The sequence below is a fragment of the Amycolatopsis sp. NPDC004368 genome (assembly GCF_053602515.1).
In genome coordinates this window covers 102,308-123,783 of the sequence record NZ_JBSGDT010000016.1, presented here as the reverse complement: position 1 = coordinate 123,783, position 21,476 = coordinate 102,308, and the positions used below count along the sequence as shown (strand labels likewise).

Sequence of the window (21,476 nt, the reverse complement as noted above, 5' to 3'; positions counted from 1 at the left end):
GTGAAGGGTCTGCTGTTGCGCCTCTCGGCCGTCGACTCCGACGCCGAGGCCGCGGTGCGGGTGATCGCGTACTTCGACGAGCTCGTGGCCCGGCGCGCCACGATCGCCGATCTGGTACGCGCGACCGCTGCGCTGGCGGAGTGCGTGGCCGGGCTGCGGCGTGGGACCGAGCCGGTGGTACGCTTCCGTCCCGACGGCACCCGTGCCGCCGGGACGGAAAGCGACGCGAGGCTCGTGGCGAGCGCCCCCGGTGGCGAGGTGTGGCTCGAACGCGACGGTGACCCCGGCCCCCTCGACGACCTCGTGCTGGAACGATTCGCCATTGCCACGCGCCTGCTCGGGCCCGCGCCGCGGGCACCACGCCCGGATCCGGCCGATCCGGCACTGGTCGAGCTGGTGCTGGGCGAACGCGCGGCGGAGGAGGACCGCTCACGCGCCCTCGTCCTCCTCGGGCTCGACGCGGCCCGCCCCGTGCGCGTGGTCGCCGTCGGCACCGACGACGGCCGCGACCCGGGCGCGGCGGCCGTCGGACTGATGGCCCGCGGCGGAACGGCGCTGGGTGCGCGGGTCGCGGTGGTCGGTGAGGTTGCCGCGGTGGTGCTCCAACCCCGCGAAGGCCCCGCGACGGTGGTGGAGTCGCTGAGAAACGCACTTTCCGCGCGCGCCCGCGAACGGGCCGCCTCCGGCACGGTCCGGGTGGGCGTCGGCGACGCTGTCACCGGGCTCGAGGCGCGCCGCAGCTGGTTGCAGGCGCGGCTGGCCGAGCGGTTCGCGGTGCCGACCACGGAGCCCCTGGTGGTGCACGAGAACCTGGGCTCGCTCACGCTGCTGGCCGAGATCCCGGCCGAGCACCTGCGCGTCCAGCCCGACGTCCGTGCCTTGGCCGCCCTCGCCGCCGCCGACCTGGAGGCACTCGAAGCCTTCTGCCGCACCGGATCCCTGCGCCAGGCGGCGGTCGCGCTGCACCGGCACCACAGCTCGGTAGCGACCCGCCTCGCCCACGCGCAAGACGCTCTCGGCTGGCCTCTGGACGACCCGGCCGGCCGGTTCCGCGCCCGGCTCGCACTTCTGGCGCATCGCCTGGCCCGCCGCACCTGAGTGGTGATCGGTAACCACTAGACGGTGTTCACAACAAAACGCGGCGCCCGGGCAAACCACCCGAGCGCCGCGCCGTCGTGAAACCCTCAGTCGAGCTCCACGCCCAACGCCCGCGCCAGCACCGCGCGGGACTCCGCGGTCTCGCGGCGTGTGACGGTGGCGTGGCGGACCATCGCGGAGCCGTGGAACGTACCGGGGAACAGGTGCAGCTCGGTCGGCACGTGGGCGGCCAGGAGGGCCTGCGCGTAGGCGATGCCTTCGTCGCGCAGGGGGTCGAATTCCATCACCGAGATGTACGCGGGCGGCAGGCCCGCGAGATCGGTCGCACGGGCGGGGGCAGCGTAGACGGGCACGTCGGCCGTGCCGCGGACGCCCGGGCCGAGGTAGGAGTCCCAGCTGAATTCGGCCTTGGGGAGATTCCACAGTGGAGTGTCGTCGAAGCGACGCATGCTGGGCGTCCCCAGGCGGTCGTCGACCTCCGGGACGCCGAGGAACTGGAACGCGATGGCGGGCCCGCCGCGGTCGCGGGCCAACAGCGCGAGCGCGGCGCACAGGCCGCCACCCGCGCTGATGCCGTGGATGACCACGCGCTCGGGGTCGACGCCGAGCTCGTCGGCGTGTTTGGCCGACCACACGAGCGCCGCGTAACAGTCCTCGAGACCGGCCGGGTAGGGCGCCTCCGGGGCGAGCCGGTAGTCCACCGACACCACGACGACACCGAGGTCCCGCGCGAGCTCGACCGCGGCCGGGTGGTCGGTGTCGACGTCGCCGACGATGAAGCCGCCGCCGTGCACGTTGAACAGCAGCGCCGGCGAGGCGATGGTGTCCGGTGTGTAGATCCGAACAGCCACGTCGGGCGCGCCCTCGGGGCCGGGCACGGTGGTGTCGCGAACGGTCACCCCGGTCTCGTCGACGTCGCCGAGCAGCCCGGCCACCATCTCCTTCATCTTGCGCCGCGCCGTGACCAGGTCCTTCAGGTCGCCGGTGTCGGGGATCATGGGGAGCGCGGCGGCGATCTCGGGATCGAACGCGTAGTCCATCAAGGCCTCCAGGAGTGCGGGGTTCTTCCATCCTCCCGGCTCCCGCGCCCGCGTTCACCCGCCAGACGTCGCGAACCCGCCGTACCCGGCCCGCCACACGGCGGGGCCTGGCTCACCCCAGCTGCTTGAACACCGCCGTCGCCACCGCAGCATCAGCCACCCCGACACCGGTCAGATCCGCAATGGTCATCCCCCCACGCCTCGCCACGCCGTCGCGCAGAACCAGGCCGACGGAGACGTCCGCGTCGGCGGTCACCGTGCCGGCGCGAACGGCGTTGCCGAAGTCGCCGTGGGCGAGGCACTGGGCGTGGTCGTCGGTCGCGATCGTGGTGGCGCGGGCGAACAAGCCGGCGGGCAGCTCCGCCTTGCCGGGCAGGTCCGTGCCGATGCCGGTCACGTGCAGCGCCGCGAACGACTCCGCGGGCGCCACCGGGCTCGTCGACGCCGTCGCGGTGATCACGCACGCCGTGGCCGCCGCTTCGGCGTCCGTCGCCGGTACCGCGGTCAGCCCGGCGTCGCCCAGTTCGGCGCACAGCTTCCGCACCGCCTCGGGCCGCCGGCCGCACACGCGCACCCGGGTCAGCGGCCGGAGGTCGGCGAGCCATTCGACCTGCAGCCGCGCCTGGAGTCCCGTGCCGAACACGGCCACCTCGTCGACGTCCGGCGGGGTGAGCGCGTGGGTCGCGAGCGCGCCGGCGGCGGCCGTGCGCCAGGCGGTGAGCCAGCCCTCGTCCGCCAGCACCGCGGCGGGCACGCCGGTCGCCGCGTCGAACACCATCATGAGGCCGCTGTTGGACGGGAGGCCGCGCTCGGCGTTGCGGTAGAAGCCCGACGCCACCTTCACCCCGAAGTGCGTGGCGCCGTCGAGGTAACCGGCCTTCACGTGGCAGTCACCTTCGGCGTCGGGGAACCACATCGCGATCGGCGCGGGCATCTGCGCGCGCCCTTCGTCGTGGGCGATCAACGCGCCGCGCACGGCGTCGAACACCAAACCGCGCCCGGCCACGGCCTCGATCTCGGGCAGCCCCACCACTTCGAGGGTCATCGCCGTGCCGCCAGGAACTCCGCCCACGCGGCCAGCCCCTCATCCGGATCACGCCGGCCCACACCGACGCGGAACCGGTCGCCGGGTGTGGTGGTGAGCTCGGATCGGTAGATGCTCGCCGGTAGGAGCAGCACGCCGTGGTGCTCGACCAACTCGGTGCACATCTTCTCGACGCCGTCGGCGCCGAGGTAACGCGGGAAGCACACACAACCACCTTGCGGAGGTTGCCAATCGAACAGCTCTTGGTGGTTTCCGAAAAACGCGCTGAACTTCGGCACGTTCTCGGCGATCACCGCGCGGTTGCGCGCCAGGATCGCGTCGCGTGCGCGCAGGCCGATCAGCGCGAGGACCTCGCTCGGGGCGGAGTTGCAGATCGACGTGTAGTGCTTGGCGCGTTCGAGCCGGCTCAGGATTTCCGGGTCACGGCAGGCGATCCAGCCGACGCGCAGCCCCGGCAGCCCGTAGGCCTTGGACATCACGTTGAGCGAGAGCGCCGAGGCGGACAGGTCGGCGGCCTGCGGCAGCGTCGCCGACGGGTCGAGCTCGAGGCCGCGGTAGACCTCGTCACTGAACAGCAGCACGCCGCGCTCTTCGCACAAGCGCACGAGGCGCGTCCAGGTGCCGAGGTCCGGGACGGCGCCGGTCGGGTTGTTCGGGAAGTTCACCGACACCAGGCGGGTGGTGGGCCGCAGCTGCCGCTCGATCTCGTCGACGTCGAGGGCCCAGCCGTCCTCGGGCCGCAGCGCGACGCCGGTCACCTCGCAGATCGACAGCGGGATCGTCTCGGCCGCCTGGTAGTCGGGCGTGATCACCACGGCGTGGTCGCCGGGTTCGCATCGCCAGGTAGAGGCCCTCTTCCGCGCCGGCGAAGCAGAGCACGTGCTCGGGGGCGACGTCGGTGTAGGTCGCGGCGATCTCCTCGCGAAGCGCGGGCAGGCCGTAGGTCTCGGTGTAGCCGAGCGCGAGGCTCTCCCAGCGTTCGCGGCCGTCGTCGTCGGCCAGCGCCAGCAGTTCGGCGACGGTCATGGTCTGCACGTCGGACGCCGTGAGGTGGTGGCGGGCGGTGAACTCCCAACGGGAGAAGTACGTCTCCAGCCGGAAATCAGGAAGCGTCGGCATCGGGCTCCTTGCGCAGTTCGGCGAGCAGTTGGTAGGTGGCTGAGCGCGAAATGCGCAGCGCCCGTGCGACCACGGGCACGGAACGTCGCTGCGCGAACACGCCGGCGGCGTCGAGCCGGGAGAGCAGCACCAGACGTTGTTCGCGGGTCAACACCTCGACCGGGGTGGCGTGATCGCGGACGAACTCGCCCACCACGTCGTTGAGCGTCTCGGTCCAGTCGCGTTCGAACAGCGCCTGCGGCTGCCCGGTCACGGGCGCGGCGAAGCCGGACAGCAGCTGCGCGGCCTGGTCGAACGCGGTGCGGTCGACGTTCACGCACAACACCACCTCGGCGTTGCCGTGTTCGTCTCTCACCACCGCGCTCACGCTCGAGAGCCGCCGCCCGTCGGGCAGGGACTTCGGGTACGGGCCGTAGACGTCCTTGCCCGCGGCGCGCAGGCCGTCGAGCTCGCCGAGCAGCGACGGGTCCCCGGGTTCGCGCCCGGAGAACGCGTTCCAGATGCCGAGCACCCGGTCCGAGCGCGGGTCGTGCAGCACCACCTCCGCGTGCGGCGAAAGCAGGCGCACGATCGCCTCGCACACCGGTGCCCAGCGGGTCGTCCTCCCATCCATGGGCGTGGACATTACCTCCAGCATGGACGAAGAGTCCACCCATCGACTGTACCGAACCGTACAGTTCATTCTGTACGATCCAGTACAGACAGTCGCCCTGGAGAGGACCGCGCATGCTCTGGAGTCCCCTGGACATCGGCCGCCTGCACTTGCGCCACCGGCTGGCACTGTCGCCGATGATGGTGGTTCCATCACCGGCCGCACCCGGTTCGCGATCGAGGTGACCGAGGCCGTCGCCGCGGAGATCGGCGCGGACCGCACGGCCGTGCGCCTCTCCCCCGGCCTGCGCGGCTTCGGCATCGACGAGGGTCCCGACGGCCCGGCGACCTACACCCATCTCCTCCGCGCCCTCGCCCGCCTCGACCTCGCCTTCCTCCACCTCACCCACCACGGCGACGACACCCTGATGGCCGACCTGCGCGCCACCTGGCCGGGGCCGCTGCTGCTGACGCGCCCGGGTGCGTCGATCGCCGAGCGCGCCGCTGATGTCGAGAGCGGCCTCCCGGACTTGGTGACGGTGGGACGGATGGCGTTGGCGAACCCGGATGTGGTGACTCGGTTGCGCACGGGTGCCGCGCTGAACGCCCCGGATCCGGCCACGTTCTACGGCGGGGGTGCGGAGGGCTACACGGACTACCCCACGCTCTGACCGAAACCCGTCCCCGTCAGTGGAACTCACAGTGGACCAGACCAGTTGGCGTGACGTAGATTCGTTCCCCACGCACGGTCCGCCAGCCTGCGCCGCCGCCACCACACATCCGTTCTCACTGTCGTGGACGAAGGGCAGCCCATGCACCGCAAGTTTCTCCGTGGCCTGGCGGCCGCCACCGCCGTGGTGATCGCCACCGGCGGCACCGCATCCGCCCAGCCGGACCGGCCCGCGCAAACCGCCCCGGCCGCTCAGCCCGCCGCGCCCGCCACCTTCACCCATCCCGGCGTGCTCGTCAGCCGGGCACAGCTCGACACCATGCGCCAGCGCGTGCAGGCCGGTACCCAGCCGCAAAAACAGGCGTACGACTCGATGATGGGCTCGAAGTACGCGTCGCTCTCGTACACGCCGCACCCGCGCGCCGTCGTCGACTGCGGGCCCAGCTCGATGCCCAACAACGGCTGCACCGACGAGCGCGAAGACGCGATCGCCGCGTACACGCAGTCCCTGGCCTGGTACGTGACCCGCGACGCGCGCCATGCCACCAAGGCCATCCAGATCATGGACGCGTGGTCGGCCACCATCAAAGACCACACGAGCGACAACGCGCACCTGCAGACCGCGTGGTCGGCCTCGACGTGGCCGCGTGCCGCGGAGATCATCAAGTACACCTACGGCACCTGGCCGAACTCCGGGCGCTTCGCCACCATGCTGCGCAACGTCTACTACAACGAGATCCAGGGCAGCGACGGGCGCACCGGCAACTGGGAGCTCAGCATCGCCGAGGCGATCGTGGGCATCGGCGTGTTCCTCGAGGACAAGACCGTCTACGACCGCGGCATGTCGATTTACCGCAACCGCGTGCCCGCGTTCATCTACCTCGGCTCCGACGGCGCCCTGCCCAGGACCGTGCCCGGCAGCGGCCTCAACACCCGCGACCAGATCGTCGGCTACTGGCAGGGCCAGTCGACCTTCGTCGACGGCCTCACCCAGGAAACCTGCCGCGACTTCGTGCACACCGGGTACGGCATCGCCGCCATCGCGGAGGTCGCCGAGACCTCCCGCATCCAGGGCCAGGACCTCTACGGCACCGACATCGGCGAACGGCTGCGCCAGGCGCTGGGCTTCCAGACCAAGTACGAGCTCACCGCGCCCCCGTCGTGGCTCTGCGGCGGCACGGTCAAGCGCGGCCTCGGCCCCGTGACCGAGGTCGGCTACAACGCGCTGCACAACCGCCTCGGCATCGCCATGACCAACACCCAGAACTACACCACGAGCCACCGCCCGCAGGGCAGCAACAACCTGTTCGTCTCCTGGGAAACCCTCACCCACGGCGACAACCCCGCCTGAGGAGTCCGGGGCCGCCGCGCGCCAGCGGCGGCCCCGGACCCCGCGAAACCCCACCGAACCCGGCGGCGAAGTGCGCACGTCCACCCCGAGAGGATTCGCCGTGCCCGCACACACCTGGTTCATCACCGGCGCCGCTTCCGGTTTCGGCCTCGAAGTCGCCAGGCAGCTGCTCGCCGACGGCCATCGCGTCGCCGCCACGAGCCGCAGCCTGAGCCCTGCCCTGAAGGAACTCGCGCAGCAGCACGGTGATCGCCTCTGGACCGCGGAGCTCGACGTCACCGACCCGGTCGCGATCCGCGCGACCGTCGAGGCGGCCTTCGGCCGAGGCCGCGTCGATGTCGTCTTTTCCAGCGCCGGCTTCGGTGTTCTCGGGGCCGCCGAAGAGGTCTCGGACGAGCTGCTGAACCGCCAGCTCGCCGTGAACCTGCTCGGACCGATCCACCTCACCCGCGCCGTCACGCCGTGGCTGCGCGCGCAGGGCGGCGGACGGATCATCCAGATGTCCAGCTCGGGGGGGGCCAGGTGCCGGATCCGGGCATGAGCGTGTACAACGCGTCGAAGTCCGGCGTCGAAGGCTTCTTCGAGTCGGCAGCGGTCGAGCTGGCGGCGTTCGGCATCGAGGTCACGCTCATCGCGCCGGGCGGCACGCGCACCGCGTTCAACGCCAACATCAACCAGGGCCGACCCCCTGCCCGCCTATGCCGACGGCGTGGTGGGGCAGGTGCGCAGCGCGCTCGCGGGCGGACTGGACGCGGACACCCTGCGCCACGCCGTGGCGGGCGACCCGGCGAAGGTCGCCCGCGCGATCACCGCCTCGGCGAGCACCACACCCGCGCCGCGCCGGCTCGTCTTCGGCGCCACGGCCTACGAAACCATCACCACCGCGTGGCGGCAACGGCTCGAAGCACTCACCGCTCAGCGCGACCTGGCGCTGAGCACCGACGCGGACGACGTGCTCGCCGACCGCACCTGACCGCTCAGTCCTCCACCGCGCCCGGCCCGGGCCGGTAGGCGACCTTCGCCGGGTCGACCACGCGGCCCTCCTCGTCGACGAAGGCGAGGTGCACGGGCCGCTCGTCGGTGGTGTCGACGTAGATCGTCGCGGGGCCGTAGCCGGTGGGGAGATGCTCGTCACCCCACTCCGCGAGCGCGGCGAGCACCGGCAGGAGGTCCTCGCCGACGGAGGTCAGCACGTACTCGACCCGCGCCCGCTGCCCCGGCTCCTGGTACGGCCGGCGCGCGAGGATGCCGGCTTCCACCAGGGTTTCGAGGCGCGAGGCGAGCAGATCCGTCGGCACGCCGATCTTCTGGAACTCGGCGAAGCGCGTGCGCCCGCGGAACGCCTCGCGCACGATCAGCAAGCTCCACTTCAGCCCGAGCACCTCCAGGCTGCGTGCGATCGAGCAGCGGGTGTTGGTCGGGATCGCCATGGCCTTCATGACGCCATCCTACGTCACACTTGGCAAACCGGAGTCAGCTTGCTAGCTTGGAATTACCAAGCAAGGAGGAAGACATGACAGAACTACGGGATGCGGTCGTGCTGGTCACCGGGGCCAACGGCGGGCTCGGCATCGAGTTCGTTCGCCAGGCCCTCGAACGCGGGGCGCGGCGCGTGTACGCCACGGCACGCTCCCCGCGGGAGTGGAACGACGAGCGCGTGGTTCCGCTCGCCCTCGACGTCACCGACGAAACGTCGGTCGCCGCCGCGGCCGAGGCCGCCGCCGACACGACCGTGGTGATCAACAACGCGGGCATCAGCGGGCGGCACAGCCTGCTGACGGCACCGTTGTCCGAGGTTCGCGCGCTGTACGAGACCAACGTCTTCGGCCCGCTCGCCGTCGCGCAGGCGTTCGCGCCGGTCCTGGCGGCCCACGGCGGCGGGGCGCTGGTCGACATCCACTCGGCGCTGAGCTGGCTGGCCAAGCCGGGCGCGTACTCGTCGAGCAAGGCCGCGCTGTGGCAGATCACCAACTCGCTGCGCGTCGACCTCGCCGGCCAGAAGACGCAGGTGCTGGGCGCACACCTCGGTTACACGGACACTCCGATGACCAAGGCGCTGGACGTGGAGAAGGAAGACCCACGCGACATCGTGGCGGCCATTTACGACGGCCTGGAGAGTGGTGCGCTGGAGGTGCTCGCGGATCAGACGTCCCGGGACATCAAGGCACAGCTGTCGGGGCCGGTCGAGGCGCTGTACCCGGAGCTGACCGCGACCGCGTGAGTCCGCTGTGGACAGCCGGTGCGACGCGGGCACGGGCGCCGTCACCGCTGCCGGCCTCGTGCCGCGGATCGGATCAGGCCGGGCCCTCGGATTCCTGGGGGTCGTTGTGGAACCGGCCGTCCTTCATGATCCCGTGCAGTTTTCCCTTGTCCTGCAACACGGTGATGTCGGCGAGCGGATCGCCGTCCACGAGCAGGAGGTCGGCGAGGTAACCGGGCTGGACCTTGCCCAGCTCGTCCGGGCGCAGCATGATCTCCCCGCCCTGCGCGGTCGCGGCGAGGATCGCCTCCATGGGAGTGAACCCGAAGCGCTCGACGAAGTGCTGCAGATCCCGCGCGTACGTGCCGTGCGGGGTCCAGGCGAAGCCGTAGTCACCGCCGGGCAGCACGCGGATACCGCGGCGGTGCATTTCGATCATCGCGGCCGTCGCCATCTCGAGCTCGCGCTTGTAGCCGACGGCCTCGGCCGCTTCCTGCGGGAAGCCGAAGTCCGCGGCCTCGTACAGCGTCGCGATGAGCCAGTTGACGCCGGGCGCCACGAAGATCCAGTCCTTGGCCTGCTCCAGCAGGTCCATGCCCTCTTCGTCGGTGAAGCTCGCGTGGTAGACGATGTCGACGCCGTGGCGCACGCACATCTTCACGCTCTCGGCGCTGCGCGCGTGGGCACGCACCCGCTTGCCCCGCCGGTGCGCCTCGGTGACGGCCATCGCCACCTCCTCGTCGGACATGTAGGTGTCCTCGGCGCGCTGCGTGCCGGTGATCTCCTCACCGGTCATCGAGAGCTTGATCTGGTCGACCCCGATCTCGACGAGCCGCCGCACGGCCTTGCGCATCTCGTCGGGCCCGTCGGCGAACCAGGTGATGCCCTTCACGAGCTCGCCGCCCGTCACGGCGATCTCCGGGCCGTTGGCGAGGTACCGCGGGCCGGGGATGCGGCCGGCGTTGATCGCGTCGCGGCACACCACGTCGAGCCGGTCCTTCGCCGAGGCGGCGCCCAGGCACATCGTGTAGCCGGAGTCCACATAGGACTTTGCCGACTCCACGGCGAACAGCAGGTGCTCCTCCACCGGCAGGGCGGCCAGCCCGTCGAGGTCGGCGCTGTTGTTCCAGGTGAAGTGGGTGTGGGCGTCGCACAGGCCGGACATCAGCGTGCGGCCGCGGCCCTCGACCACGCGCGAGCCCTCGGCTGCGCCCGGGTCGACGGTGCCGACGGCGGTGATGCGGTCGTGGTCCACGAGCACGTCGCCGCGGTAGGGCAGCGCGCCCGTGGAGTCCAGAATGGACACGTCACGGAACAGGGTCTTGTCCGCGGTGATCCCCACGGTGGTTCCTCCTCGTCGTTGAGGCGTGAAAGTGGTGTGGTTACAGGAACTTCAGCAGCATCGAGGTGACGTCGGCGGCCGCTTCCAGCGCGGTCCAGTGCCCGACTCCGGGCAGCACCTCCACGTTCGCGCCACCGTGGGCGGCGGCCAGGGCCTCGCTCACCGCGGGCGGCCCGACCTTGTCGTCGGCGCCGGTGATCAGCAGCAGCGGCAGCGCTGGGTCGACGGGCCCGGGGTCGGTCGCGGCGGCCAGTGCTTCGCAGTTGCGGGCGTAGCCCTCGGGGTCCTGGCGCATCACGAGCTCGCGCACGAACGCGGCGACCTCGGGCTTGTCGCGGCGGGTGGCCTCGGACAGCGCGTTCGCGACCACGCCCGGCGCGACGGCCGCGGTCCCTTCCGCGCGGAGCAGGGCCGCGCGGTCGTGCTGGGCCTTGCGCCCGGCCTCGGGCGGCTCCGCGACGGCGCCGAGCAGCGCCAGCGCGGTGACCTTCGCGCGGTGCCGGGTCGCGAAAGCACGGGCGACGAGCGTGCCCATCGAGTGCCCGACCACGGCCGCGGAGGCGACGCCGAGCCGGTCGAGGACCGCGGCGAGATCGTCGGCGTGCGACTCGATGCCGATGCCGTCGCGCAGGCCGGAGCGGCCCGCGCCCGCTGAGTCGACACGGATCACCTGGTGGCTCGACGCCAGCGCGTCGGCCTGGATCTGGTAGAAGTTGCCGGTGCCGCCGAGGCCGTGCACCAGCAGCACGGCGGGTCCGGTGCCGTCGACCTCCACGGCGAGGTCGGTTCCGTTGATCTTCACACGCGCTCCTTCCGGGGGCGGTTTCAGGTCAGGCGACGCGGTTGCGCAGCACGCCGAGACCGGTGATGGACACCTCGACGACGTCGCCGCTCACCAGGAACTTCGGCGGGTCGAAGCCGATGCCGACGCCGGCGGGGGTGCCGGTGGCGATCACGTCGCCGGGCAGCAGGGTGGTGCCGGCCGAGAGGGTGGCGATCAGCTCCGGGATGTCGAAGATGAGGTCGTTCACCACGGCGTGCTGGCGGCGTTCGCCGTTCACGGTGGTTTCGAGCTCCAGCGTGGTGACGTCGGGGACCTCGTCGGCGGTCACGGCGTAGGGGCCCATGGGGCAGTGCGTGTCGAGCGACTTGCCGAGCAGCCACTGCTTGTGGTCGCGCTGCAGGTCGCGGGCGGTCACGTCGTCGAGGATCGTGTAACCCCAGACGTGCGCGAAAGCGTTTTCCCGGGTGATGCGCCGGCCGCCGCGGCCGATGATCACGGCGAGCTCGCCCTCGTAGTCGAGCTCGGCCGTGAGGCCGGTGTGCGGGTCGATGTCGTCGCCGGGGCCGACCACGGCCGTGGTGGCCTTGGTGAACAGGATCGGCCGGGTGGGCAGGTCCTCCGAGCGGTCCGGGCTGTCGTAGCCGCTGCGGCCGAACTCGGCGGCGTGGTCGCGGTAGTTCTTGCCGACGCAGAAGATGTTGCGCCGCGGGGTGGGGAACGGCGCGCGGAGCCGCACGTCGGCGAAGGGTACCGGCGTGCGGTCCGCGACCTGGTCGGTGAGGATGGTCCCGACCTCGTCCCAGCGTTCGACGGCATCGAGGAGCGTTCCGCCCGGCACGAGATCGGTGACGTCGCGGACCTCGTCGGTGCCGGTCACGATCCCGACGCGCTCGGCGTCCCCAGTGGAGTCCCCAGCGGAGAAGGTCACCAGCTTCATGCGAGACCAATCTGAACCAATGTGAACCAATCTGGACGCGTTTGACCGTACGCGTCGAAGCGGATGTTGTCGATAGCCTGGTGGGCAAGTGGTTCATTGGTCTCGATTGGTCTCAAGGCGTCCGGTAGAGTACGGCCATGACCACGGTGGAACACGCCCTGCGCGCGCTGCTCGACGAAGGCGCGGCAGACGGCAGCCTCGGCCCTGGCGCGAAGCTGCCCACCGAACGCGACCTCGTGCAGCGGCTTTCCGCGCCGCGCAGTGCCGTGCGGCGTGCGCTCGACGCACTGGAACGCGACGGGCTCGTGATCCGCCACGTCGGGCGCGGGACATTCCTCACCGACGTCGCGGCGCAGCACGTTCAGCCGGCCCCCGCCGACACCAGTCCGGCGGAGATCATGCAGGTGCGGCAACTGCTCGAACCGCAGGTGGCGACGCTGGCCGCGCGGGTGGCCACGCAGGCCGACCTCGACCGCATCGCCGTCGCGCTCGGCGCCGGCGGGACGGCCGGGGACTTCGAGGGGTTCGAGCGCGCGGACGCCGCGCTGCACCGCGCGATCGCCGCGGCCGCGCACAACGGGTTGCTGATGAACATGTTCGACGTGATGAACACCGCGCGCTCGCTGCCGGTGTGGGGCAGCCTCAAGCGGCGCACGTCCACGCCCGAGCTGCGGACGTGTTACCACGACGAACACACGTTGATCGTCGAAGCGCTGCGCGACCGGGATCCGGTGAGCGCCGGCGAACACATGCGCCGCCACCTCCAGCACGTCGCCGACACCCTGTTGGGTCGCGAGTGAAATTCCCCGTGTGAGCGGCTGATCGTCGGGTACCCGTCATCTGTCCATGACTCACCGATCCGAATCCCAGCAGGAGGCGAGGGCGCAATGACCCAGACGGAGCGGACGACCGACGACGCCGGAATCCCGGTGGAGAGCGACGAACATTCGCTGACCGTGGGGCCCGGTGGTCCGATCCTGCTGCAGGACCACTACCTCATCGAGCAGATGGCGCAGTTCAACCGGGAACGCGTGCCGGAACGCCAGCCGCACGCGAAGGGCAGCGGCGCGTTCGGCCGGTTCGAGGTGACGGCCGACGTGAGCCGGTACACGAAGGCCGCGGTGTTCCAGCCGGGCACGAAGACCGAGATGGTGGCGCGGTTCTCGACCGTGGCCGGTGAGCGCGGCAGCCCCGACACGTGGCGCGACCCCCGCGGATTCGCGCTGAAGTTCTACACGAGCGAAGGCGTGTACGACATGGTCGGCAACAACACGCCGGTGTTCTTCGTGAAAGACCCGTTGAAGTTCCAACATTTCATCCGCTCCCAGAAGCGCCGCGCCGACAACAACCTGCGCGACCACGACATGCAGTGGGACTTCTGGACCCTCTCCCCCGAGTCGGCGCACCAGGTGACGTGGCTGATGGGAGATCGTGGCATTCCGCGCACGTGGCGGCACATGAACGGGTACAGTTCGCACACCTATCTGTGGGTGAACGCACAGGGCGAACGGTTCTGGGTGAAGTACCACTTCAAAACCGATCAGGGTGTCGAGTTCTTCACGCAGGACGAAGCCGACCAGATGGCGTCGGCCGACACCGACTACCACACGCGCGACCTGTTCGAGGCCATCGCGCGCGGCGACCACCCGAGCTGGACGTTGTCGGTGCAGGTGATGCCGTTCGGCGACGCCGCCGGCTACCGGTTCAACCCGTTCGACCTCACAAAGGTGTGGCCGCACGGCGACTACCCGCTGATCGAGGTCGGGCGCATGACACTCGACCGCAACCCCACCGACCACCACGCCCAGATCGAGCAGGCGGCGTTCGAGCCCAACAACCTCGTGCCCGGTGTGGGGCCGAGCCCGGACCGGATGCTGCTGGGCCGGATGTTCGCCTACGCCGACGCGCACCGCCACCGCATCGGCGCGAACTACAAGCAGCTGCCGGTGAACGCGTCGAAGTCGCCGGTGCACAGCTACAGCAAGGACGGCGCGATGCGCTACACCGAGGTGTCCGACCCGGTGTACGCGCCGAACTCGAAGGGTGGCCCACGTGCGGACGTCGAGCACTACGGCACCCCGGCCGGCTGGCACGCGGACGGCGAGATCACGCGCTCGGCCTACGTCGACCACGCCGAAGACGACGACTGGGGCCAGGCGGGCACGATGGTGCGCGAGGTCCTCGACGACGCGGCGCGCGAACGTCTGGTTTCCAACATCGTCGGACACCTGCTGAACGGTGTGAGTGAGCCGGTTCTCCAGCGGGCGTTCGAATATTGGCAGAACGTGGACAAGGACCTCGGGAAGCGCGTCGAGGCCGGCGTGCGCGCGAAGGCCGGCGAGAAGGACCCGAAGGCGGCGGAGCAGGGCAACCCGGCGCGCAGCGAGATGCAGCGGAAGGCGTGAACCCGTCCACTTCGGACTGCGGTCACCGCCCGGTAAATCGGGCGGTGTCCGCAGGGGCCGCCGGTAGACTCCGCGCTCATGGGTCACCTGGAGGTCGCGCACCTCGACTACTCGCTGCCCGACGGGCGCCCGCTGCTCGGTGATGTGTCGTTCCGGGTCGGCGACGGCGCGGTCGTCGCGCTGGTCGGGCCCAACGGCGCCGGGAAGACGACGTTGCTGCGGCTGCTCTCTCGTGAGCTGAAGCCGCACGGCGGCACGGTGACGGTGTCGGGCGGGCTCGGCGTGATGGGGCAGTTCGTGGGCTCGGTCCGCGACGAGCGCACGGTGCGCGACCTGCTCGTGTCGGTGTCGCCCGAGCGGATCCGCACCGCGGCGGCGGCCGTGGACGCGGCCGAGGAGCGGTTGCTGACCGTCGACGACGAGGCCGCGCAGATGAAGTACGCGCAAGCGCTGAGCGACTGGGCGGAGGTGCGCGGCTACGAGTCGGAGACGACGTGGGACGTGTGCACGACGGCCGCGCTCGGGGTGCCGTACGAGAAGGCGCAGTGGCGGCTCGTGCGCACATTGAGCGGTGGTGAGCAGAAGCGGCTCGTGCTGGAGGCGCTGCTGCGCGGCCCGGACGAGGTGCTGCTGCTCGACGAGCCGGACAACTACCTCGACGTGCCCGGCAAACGCTGGCTCGAGGCGCGGCTGGCGGAAACGCGCAAGACGGTGCTGTTCGTTTCGCACGACCGGGAGCTGCTCGCGCGGGCGGCGCAGAAGATCGTGAGCATCGAACCCGGCCCGGCCGGCAGCGACGCGTGGGTGCACGGCGGCGGGTTCGCCACCTACCACGAAGCGCGCGAGGACCGGTTCGCCCGCTACGAGGAACTGCAGCGGCGCTGGAGCGAGAAGTACGCGCAGCTGAAGAAGCTGGTGCTCGACATGCAGCAGTACGCGTCCCGCAGCGACGAGATGGCGTCACGATACAAGGCCGCGAAGACCCGGCTGCGCAAGTTCGAGGAGGCCGGCCCGCCACCGGAACCACCGCGGCGCCAGGACATTCGCATGCGCCTGCGCGGCGGTCGCACCGGTCTGCGCGCCGTGACGTGCGAGAACCTGGAGCTCACGGGGCTGATGAAACCGTTCTCGCTGGAGGTCTTCTTCGGCGAACGCGTGGCCGTGCTCGGCTCCAACGGCTCCGGCAAGTCGCACTTCCTGCGCCTGCTCGCCGGCGGCGACGTCGCCCACACCGGGCTGTGGAAGCTCGGCGCGCGCGTGGTGCCGGGCCACTTCGCCCAGACGCACGCCCACCCTGAGCTCACGGGCCACACCCTGGTCGACATCCTGTGGACCACCCACGCCAAGGACCGCGGCGGCGCCATGGCCGTGCTGCGGCGCTACGAACTCGAACGCCAGGGCGACCAGGCCTTCGACCGCCTGTCCGGCGGCCAGCAGGCCCGCTTCCAGATCCTGCTCCTCGAACTCGGCGGCGCCACCGCCCTGCTCCTGGACGAGCCCACGGACAACCTCGACCTCGAATCCGCCGAAGCCCTGCAAGCCGGCCTGGAAGCCTACGAGGGCACGGTGCTGGCGGTCACCCACGACCGCTGGTTCGCGCGCACCTTCGACCGCTACCTGGTCTTCGGCTCGGACGGCGTGGTGCGCGAAACCCCTGAACCGGTGTGGGACGAGCGGCGGGTGGAACGGGCTCGCTGATCAGCGAGCCGGCGGCAGGGCGAGTTCCGCCCTCGTCACCGAGATCGAGCCCAGTGTGTGCGACCACCAGGTCGACGCGAGTTCCTCCAGCAGGAAGCGGCCCTCGGCGCGCTCGGGGGACATGGCGGTGGCCGCGGGTTCGTCGGGTTCGTCGCGTTCGACGTCGATGCGGAGGCGGGGCGGGTGGGCGACCAGGCCGAGGCGCAGGGCGCGGAAGGTGGCGCCGTCGCGGGTGGCGTCGGTGAGGAGTTCGTCCATGAGCTGCACGGCGTCGCCGACGAGGGGGGCCGGGGTGTGGGCCAGCATGGCCCGCAGAGTGACCCGGGCGGCCTCCGTGGTGTCCGGACCGTTGAACACGGCCGTGGCGGCGCCGGGTGGCCGCGAGTCCTCCGTCATGCTGGGCCCCTCCCCTGTCGGGCGATGATAGAGCGCAGTGCAGGTACCCAGAGCTTCCCCCGCTCAACCGTCCGAGTTGCCGGGCGGCCATATGCTGGGACGACCCGACGGAGGTGGGACCTGCCCGGCAAACCGAGGAGCACCTGGTCGGCCGAGGAAAAGGCGGAGTTTCGGCAGTTCGTCCGCACCTGGCATCCCGATGTGGGAGGCGACCCCGAAGCGTTCCGCACGGGTCTTGAGCGGTTCCACCATGTGGACAGAGTAGAGCGCGCACCCGTCGAGGCCGAGAAGGTGGTGTTCGTCGCACGGAGGCGAGGGGTGGCGCGGTTGCTGGCCGCCCTCGCGGCGCGAAGGCGGCGCAAGACGAAGACGCGCGTTCGCTGAGACTCCCCCCAGTCGAACCCGAACGGCCGCCCGAAAGAGCGATCCGGAGACTTCTCGGGGCAGCACGAAGCTATACGCGGTCCCGCCGGCTGTCCTACTCAACCGGCGAGACCTGGGGCTCGGCAACCGGGCCCTGCCGCCGAGGCCATAGGGAGCGGGTTGACCCATGTGGCAGCGCGTAAACATCCGGTTGCGAAAATCCACGACCGGCCACAGTGGACGCCATTGACGCACCCATGGCAACGCGCCACACCCAGCCGCAACAACATGCGCGAACACCATCCTTTGTAGACCCGTAACTCCCTGCAAGCACCCTCCCACGCCAAGATAGTATTGAATGATACTATCTCATCAGAAACGATAAGGAAGGGTGGACCATGGACGTCTACGAGGCGGTCACCAGCCGGCGCGCGGTGCGGGGGTTCACGGACGAGCCGGTGGCACCCGGGGTGCTCGAGCGGGTCCTGGCGGCGGCCGCGTGGGCGCCGTCCGGGTCGAACCTGCAGCCGTGGCGGGTGTACGTGGTGACCGGGGCACCGTTGGCCGAGCTGAAGAAGCGGGCCGGCGGGCGGCTCGCGGACGGTGATCCGTGGGACGTGGCCGAGTACGAGCAGTACCCGGCCACGCTGAAGTCGCCGTATGCCGAGCGTCGGGCCGACTTCGGCCGGCAGCGGTACGGCGCGCTCGGCATCTCGCGCGAGGACGTCGAGGCGACCCAGCGCGCCGCCGCCGGCAACTGGGCCTGTTTCGGTGCCCCGGCCGCCCTCTTCTGCTACCTCGACCGCGCCATGGGCCGGCCGCAGTGGTCCGACGCGGGGATGTTCCTGCAGACCGTGATGCTCCTGCTGCGAGCCGAAGGGCTGCACAGCTGCCCCCAGATGGCGTGGGCGAAGTTCCCCCGCACGGTCGCCGAGATCGTGTCGCCGCCGCAAGACCTGGTGTTGTTCTGCGGGATGTCCATCGGCCACGAGGACACCGGCGTGGACCTCGGCCGCACGGGGCGGGCGCCGCTGGCGGAGACGGTGACGTTCGTCGGGGACTGAGTTTTCCTTCCCCGCGAAGAAAAGCGCCGTGGGGAAAAGGATCGGCAGCCGTTCGGGCGAGGGACACCGGAGGTCTTCCTTTTCGCCGCAAGGGTTTGGTACTTCTTTTCGCGGCCGGTGACTTCCCGGCCGGAAAGGAACGCATGATGCGGCTCATCCCCCGTCACGCTCTGGCCGTGGCCGCACTGGTGCTCGCTGCCACGGGGCTGGGTGCCGGCCCCGCGCAAGCGAGCGCGCAGAGTGGAAGCGGCACGCTCTCCGACCCGTGGGTGCCCACCCGGCCGGCGCACATCACGTGCGAGACCGCCACGCTGTTCGGCAACTACACGCCCGGCCAGGGGCACTCGGACCCGATCGACACGCTCGTGAAGGGCAACTACATCGGCGTGCGCTACATCACCGCCGACCACTACTCGGCCGACGTCTTCTGGCACGGCATGAGCAAGTGGGGATTCCTGCTCCGCAGCTGCTTCAGCCTCGACTGACCCGTCCCCCCACCTTTCTCCGGACAGGAGTCCCATGACCTTCCCCCGTCCCGTCCAGGTCCTGGCGGCCACCGCACTCGCCGCGGCGGCCACGATCGGCATCGCCCCCGCCGCGTCCGCCGGCACGGTGTACGAGATCTGCGCGACCGATCTCTACGTCCGCAACGAACCCGTCGGCGTCATCATCGGCACCCTCTACCGCGGCGACCACTTCGAGCTCTCGCGCTACTCGCCCAGCGGCGGCTGGGCCGAAGGCTACGCGATGGGCCACGTGAACAAGCGCGGCTGGGTGCAGGCCGGCTGGTTCTGCTGACCCGAGATCGTTTTCGGGCCCCCGCGACCGGTCCCGGCCGGGCGGAGCCCGGCCGGCGTGCGGATCTCCATGCCGCGCGCCGGCCGGGTTTTCACCAACGCGGGTTCGAGCCCCACTGCATCCCGATCCCGCGGTCGCCGCGCCGGGCCCGTCGCGAGGCCCGGCGCGGCCTCCTGCCGGGCGGCGACGTCACGCGGCAGGGCAGGTGTTCCAGGGGGCGCGCGAGGCGGTGACGCACTCGGCGCCCAGCCGGAGGTTCGTCGGCCAGTGCACGCCTGCGAGGTGAATGCCAGGTGAACACGGCCATCGACGGGGCGGGAAAACGACTCGCCCGCGCCTCGACGCGGAGGGGATGATGCCGAGGCCCGCCCGGATGGAAATCGTTATGGCCGTCGCCGCGTCGCAGCCCGAGGTCCGCACGGCGGTGGGGGTCGTGCGCGGCACCCGGGAGGCGGGGCTGGCGGTGTTCCGCGGCATCCCGTTCGCCGAGCCGCCGGTGGGTGCGCTGCGGTTCGCCGCACCGCGGCCGGTGCGGGGCTGGGCCGGGGTCCGGGACGCCGTGTCGTACGGCCCGCCACCCCCGCAGGCCGGGGTGTTCGGCATGACGATCAACGTCTGGTCACTCGACCCCGGCCCGGGCGCGGGGCTGCCGGTTCTGGTGTGGATCCAGGGCGACGCCTACGTGATCGGCACGTCCGGTCTCCCCGAGTACGACGGCGGCCGCCTCACGCGCGAGGGCGCTGTCGTCGTGGTGACGTTCACCTACCGGGTGGGGAATCGAGGCGTTCGCGCAGATCGAGGGAGCGCCCGCCAACCGCGGTCTGCTCGACCAGGTCGCCGCCCTGGAGTGGGTGCGCGGCAACATCCGGGCTTTCGGCGGCAAGCCCGGCCGGGTCACGGTCTCCGGCGAGTCGGCGGGTGGCGGATCGGTCGCCGCACTGCCGGCGAGGCCGCGTGCGACAGGGCTCTTCCGCCGGGCCGTCGCGCAGAGCGTGCCGGGTACGTTCTTCACGGCCGAGCTCGCCGCCGACATCGCCGCCACCTGCGCCGCCGAGCCGGGGCTGCGGCCCACGGTGGCCGACCTCTCCACTGTGGACCCGTCGCGCTTGCCCGCCGCAGGTGACGCCGTCACCGCCAAGATCGATCGGTGGGCCCCACGCTGGGGGCAGGCCGCGCACAGAACGATCCCGTTCGCGCCCGTCGTCGACGGCGAGGTCCTGCCCGCCACCCCGTGGCAGGCGCCGGCCGCGACCTCGGCCTGCTCGTCGGCCATACCCGCGACGAGCAACGACTGTTCACCGCCCTCGGCGGCTTGTTCGGTCAGGTGACACCGGAGCGAGCAGCGGCCGGGTTGAACACGCTGGCCCCGGCCCGGACGGCACCCGCCGGTACCGCGACGGCTTCCCGGCGGCGGGCCCGGAAGAGCTGTACGAACTGGTCAACTCCGACTGGCTGTTCCGGATGCCGTCGCCGCACCTCGCCGAGGCCCAGGTGGCCGGCGGGCCGCCTGCCGTGCTGATCGGCGACGAACCCTCCGCGGAAGCGGAAACGCTGTCCGCCCCGGATGCGAGCCGCGTGGAGGGCCTTCGCCACCCACGGCGAGCCGGGCCGGCCCGAGTACGACACCCGGCAACGCACCGTGCAGCTGTTCGACGCCGAGCCGGCCGTCACGGCGTATCCGGAAGAGGTCTTCCGGCTGATCTGGCCGCACCACACGTTTCCGCGCTGCCGTTGATCACCCGGTAGGTACTTCCTCGCGGTGCCGCGCGAGACAGTCCCGGGCGGGAGACGACCGGTCCGGCCGTCTCCCGCCCGAAGAGGCAATCCGGCGCGGGCCTCAGGCGGTCGCCGTCGCCTGGATTTCCAGGGTCAGGTCGGTGGCGTCGCCGATCAGCAGAGGGCCGCCGGGCTTCGAGGCGTTGCCCGAGACGCCGAAGGCCGACCGCGAAACGCGCGTCGACGCGCGGAAACCGATGCGAAAGTTGTCGTAGTGGTCTTCGCCGTCGCCGGTGAAGTAGAGGTCGAGGGCGACCGGGAGAGTCGTGTCGCGGATGGTGAGGTCGCCGCGCAGGGTGAACCGGTCACCGTCGGCTTCGAGGTCGGTCGAGGTGAACGTCGCCTGCGGGTGACCGGCGGCGTCGAAGTAGTCCGCGCTGCGCAGGTGCTCGTCGCGGGCATCGTTGCCGCTGCTGAGGGACGTGATGTCGATCGTGGCGGTGACTGAGGACTTCAGCAGGTCCTCGGCGACCTCGATGGTGCCGGAGAACGCGCTGAACGTGCCCCGCACCCGAGCCGCGACGAAGCGCGTCGAGAACTCGATCGAGGAGTGCGCGACGTCGATGTCGTAGCGGCCCGGCTTGATTCCGATGCTCATGTTCGGTCCTTCGAAGGTCTTGGTGGCCAGTCTCAGACCTGACCAACCGCGACTTGATCGCGTTTAGTCCCGATTATTGACTGTAATTTTTGCTTACTTTCCGCGAGCGGAGGTGCCGAGGTGTGACCTCTGTCAACTTCGCCCCGGATCACCGAAATATCCACACCGGGACGTCCGTTCACGGATTACTGTAGTAATCCA

At 70.9% G+C, this 21,476-nt stretch carries 24 protein-coding genes and 2 pseudogenes; 16 read left to right on the top strand and 10 right to left on the bottom strand.

Translation table 11 applies throughout. From position 1 onward, the window contains the following. Window positions 1-1,098 carry a helix-turn-helix domain-containing protein gene (locus tag ACWEOE_RS22840; RefSeq protein ID WP_452012326.1) on the top strand — a complete coding sequence of 366 codons (1,098 nt, stop codon included), beginning with the start codon at window positions 1-3 and terminating at the stop codon, window positions 1,096-1,098. Between the two features lie 86 nt (window positions 1,099-1,184). Here ACWEOE_RS22840 and ACWEOE_RS22835 read toward each other — a convergent pair whose 3' ends face one another. The 4 genes from ACWEOE_RS22835 to ACWEOE_RS22820 form a co-directional block, all read right to left on the bottom strand. After that, window positions 1,185-2,138 (bottom strand): alpha/beta hydrolase, encoded by a 954-nt coding sequence (locus ACWEOE_RS22835; RefSeq protein WP_452012325.1) that lies wholly within the window; start codon window positions 2,136-2,138, stop codon window positions 1,185-1,187. Between the two features lie 112 nt (window positions 2,139-2,250). Next, complete coding sequence (locus tag ACWEOE_RS22830; protein ID WP_452012323.1) at window positions 2,251-3,210, bottom strand: ornithine cyclodeaminase family protein; 960 nt, start codon at window positions 3,208-3,210, stop codon at window positions 2,251-2,253. Then, entirely contained in the window at window positions 3,180-3,995 is an 816-nt protein-coding gene (locus tag ACWEOE_RS22825; RefSeq protein WP_452012321.1) for an aminotransferase class I/II-fold pyridoxal phosphate-dependent enzyme, read from the bottom strand. The genes ACWEOE_RS22830 and ACWEOE_RS22825 overlap by 31 nt, the downstream gene beginning before the upstream one ends. Before the next feature lie 290 nt (window positions 3,996-4,285). Further along, on the bottom strand, window positions 4,286-4,954 hold the full coding sequence (locus tag ACWEOE_RS22820) for a helix-turn-helix transcriptional regulator (RefSeq protein ID WP_452012319.1): 669 nt from the start codon (window positions 4,952-4,954) through the stop codon (window positions 4,286-4,288). On the opposite strand from ACWEOE_RS22820, the gene ACWEOE_RS22815 reads away from it, so the two are divergent. From ACWEOE_RS22815 to ACWEOE_RS22795, 5 genes and pseudogenes are all read left to right on the top strand, one after another. Beyond that, window positions 4,914-5,564 carry an oxidoreductase gene (locus ACWEOE_RS22815; RefSeq protein WP_452012317.1) on the top strand — a complete coding sequence of 217 codons (651 nt, stop codon included), beginning with the start codon at window positions 4,914-4,916 and terminating at the stop codon, window positions 5,562-5,564. The two genes, ACWEOE_RS22820 and ACWEOE_RS22815, sit on opposite strands and share 41 nt — an antisense overlap. A gap of 141 nt (window positions 5,565-5,705) precedes the next feature. Then, the gene (locus tag ACWEOE_RS22810; protein WP_452012316.1) at window positions 5,706-6,914 is read left to right on the top strand and encodes an alginate lyase family protein; all 1,209 of its coding nucleotides are present in this window, start codon (window positions 5,706-5,708) and stop codon (window positions 6,912-6,914) included. A 100-nt stretch (window positions 6,915-7,014) separates the two neighbouring features. Further along, window positions 7,015-7,455, top strand: coding sequence for an SDR family NAD(P)-dependent oxidoreductase (locus ACWEOE_RS22805; RefSeq protein ID WP_452012314.1), 441 nt, complete (start codon window positions 7,015-7,017; stop codon window positions 7,453-7,455). Then, window positions 7,452-7,535 (top strand): annotated as a pseudogene (locus tag ACWEOE_RS22800) (hypothetical protein); the annotation flags it as partial. The gene ACWEOE_RS22805 and the pseudogene ACWEOE_RS22800, both read left to right, overlap by 4 nt. Window positions 7,536-7,623: 88 nt before the next feature. Beyond that, window positions 7,624-7,887, top strand: coding sequence for a hypothetical protein (locus tag ACWEOE_RS22795; protein ID WP_452012410.1), 264 nt, complete (start codon window positions 7,624-7,626; stop codon window positions 7,885-7,887). Window positions 7,888-7,891: 4 nt separating this feature from the next. Here ACWEOE_RS22795 and ACWEOE_RS22790 read toward each other — a convergent pair whose 3' ends face one another. Further along, entirely contained in the window at window positions 7,892-8,353 is a 462-nt protein-coding gene (locus ACWEOE_RS22790; RefSeq protein WP_452012312.1) for a winged helix-turn-helix transcriptional regulator, read from the bottom strand. A 74-nt stretch (window positions 8,354-8,427) separates the two neighbouring features. On the opposite strand from ACWEOE_RS22790, the gene ACWEOE_RS22785 reads away from it, so the two are divergent. Then, complete coding sequence (locus ACWEOE_RS22785) at window positions 8,428-9,135, top strand: SDR family oxidoreductase (RefSeq protein WP_452012311.1); 708 nt, start codon at window positions 8,428-8,430, stop codon at window positions 9,133-9,135. A gap of 73 nt (window positions 9,136-9,208) precedes the next feature. Here ACWEOE_RS22785 and ACWEOE_RS22780 read toward each other — a convergent pair whose 3' ends face one another. From ACWEOE_RS22780 to ACWEOE_RS22770, 3 genes are read right to left on the bottom strand one after another with little or no spacing between them, the layout of a single operon-like run. Beyond that, on the bottom strand, window positions 9,209-10,456 hold the full coding sequence (locus ACWEOE_RS22780; protein WP_452012309.1) for an amidohydrolase family protein: 1,248 nt from the start codon (window positions 10,454-10,456) through the stop codon (window positions 9,209-9,211). 40 nt (window positions 10,457-10,496) lie between these two features. Then, complete coding sequence (locus ACWEOE_RS22775; protein ID WP_452012307.1) at window positions 10,497-11,258, bottom strand: alpha/beta fold hydrolase; 762 nt, start codon at window positions 11,256-11,258, stop codon at window positions 10,497-10,499. A gap of 28 nt (window positions 11,259-11,286) precedes the next feature. After that, the gene (locus tag ACWEOE_RS22770) at window positions 11,287-12,177 is read right to left on the bottom strand and encodes a fumarylacetoacetate hydrolase family protein (RefSeq protein ID WP_452012306.1); all 891 of its coding nucleotides are present in this window, start codon (window positions 12,175-12,177) and stop codon (window positions 11,287-11,289) included. A gap of 137 nt (window positions 12,178-12,314) precedes the next feature. On the opposite strand from ACWEOE_RS22770, the gene ACWEOE_RS22765 reads away from it, so the two are divergent. The 3 genes from ACWEOE_RS22765 to ACWEOE_RS22755 all read left to right on the top strand — a co-directional run bounded on the left by ACWEOE_RS22765 (window position 12,315) and on the right by ACWEOE_RS22755 (window position 16,280). Continuing rightward, a complete protein-coding gene (locus ACWEOE_RS22765) occupies window positions 12,315-12,977 on the top strand; it encodes a FadR/GntR family transcriptional regulator (protein ID WP_452012305.1) in 663 nt (220 codons plus the stop codon). An 87-nt stretch (window positions 12,978-13,064) separates the two neighbouring features. Next, entirely contained in the window at window positions 13,065-14,582 is a 1,518-nt protein-coding gene (locus tag ACWEOE_RS22760) for a catalase (RefSeq protein WP_452012304.1), read from the top strand. 78 nt (window positions 14,583-14,660) lie between these two features. Next, window positions 14,661-16,280 carry an ABC-F family ATP-binding cassette domain-containing protein gene (locus ACWEOE_RS22755; RefSeq protein WP_452012302.1) on the top strand — a complete coding sequence of 540 codons (1,620 nt, stop codon included), beginning with the start codon at window positions 14,661-14,663 and terminating at the stop codon, window positions 16,278-16,280. Here the strand turns inward: ACWEOE_RS22755 and ACWEOE_RS22750 are convergent, their stop codons facing one another. Beyond that, the gene (locus tag ACWEOE_RS22750; protein ID WP_452012300.1) at window positions 16,281-16,676 is read right to left on the bottom strand and encodes a hypothetical protein; all 396 of its coding nucleotides are present in this window, start codon (window positions 16,674-16,676) and stop codon (window positions 16,281-16,283) included. Window positions 16,677-17,437: 761 nt separating this feature from the next. Here ACWEOE_RS22750 and ACWEOE_RS22745 point away from each other — a divergent pair. From ACWEOE_RS22745 to ACWEOE_RS22720, 6 genes and pseudogenes are all read left to right on the top strand, one after another. After that, window positions 17,438-18,103: a nitroreductase gene (locus tag ACWEOE_RS22745; protein ID WP_452012298.1), complete on the top strand. Its 666-nt coding sequence runs from the start codon at window positions 17,438-17,440 to the stop codon at window positions 18,101-18,103. Window positions 18,104-18,249: 146 nt separating this feature from the next. Next, window positions 18,250-18,588, top strand: coding sequence for a hypothetical protein (locus tag ACWEOE_RS22740; RefSeq protein ID WP_452012297.1), 339 nt, complete (start codon window positions 18,250-18,252; stop codon window positions 18,586-18,588). A 34-nt stretch (window positions 18,589-18,622) separates the two neighbouring features. After that, window positions 18,623-18,901: a hypothetical protein gene (locus ACWEOE_RS22735; protein ID WP_452012295.1), complete on the top strand. Its 279-nt coding sequence runs from the start codon at window positions 18,623-18,625 to the stop codon at window positions 18,899-18,901. A 286-nt stretch (window positions 18,902-19,187) separates the two neighbouring features. Beyond that, window positions 19,188-19,619, top strand: a pseudogene (locus ACWEOE_RS22730) (carboxylesterase family protein); the annotation flags it as partial. A gap of 133 nt (window positions 19,620-19,752) precedes the next feature. Further along, complete coding sequence (locus tag ACWEOE_RS22725) at window positions 19,753-20,229, top strand: carboxylesterase family protein (protein ID WP_452012294.1); 477 nt, start codon at window positions 19,753-19,755, stop codon at window positions 20,227-20,229. Between the two features lie 236 nt (window positions 20,230-20,465). Beyond that, complete coding sequence (locus ACWEOE_RS22720) at window positions 20,466-20,636, top strand: hypothetical protein (RefSeq protein WP_452012292.1); 171 nt, start codon at window positions 20,466-20,468, stop codon at window positions 20,634-20,636. 102 nt (window positions 20,637-20,738) lie between these two features. Here the strand turns inward: ACWEOE_RS22720 and ACWEOE_RS22715 are convergent, their stop codons facing one another. Beyond that, window positions 20,739-21,275 (bottom strand): YceI family protein, encoded by a 537-nt coding sequence (locus tag ACWEOE_RS22715; RefSeq protein WP_452012291.1) that lies wholly within the window; start codon window positions 21,273-21,275, stop codon window positions 20,739-20,741. Window positions 21,276-21,476 lie beyond the last annotated feature (201 nt).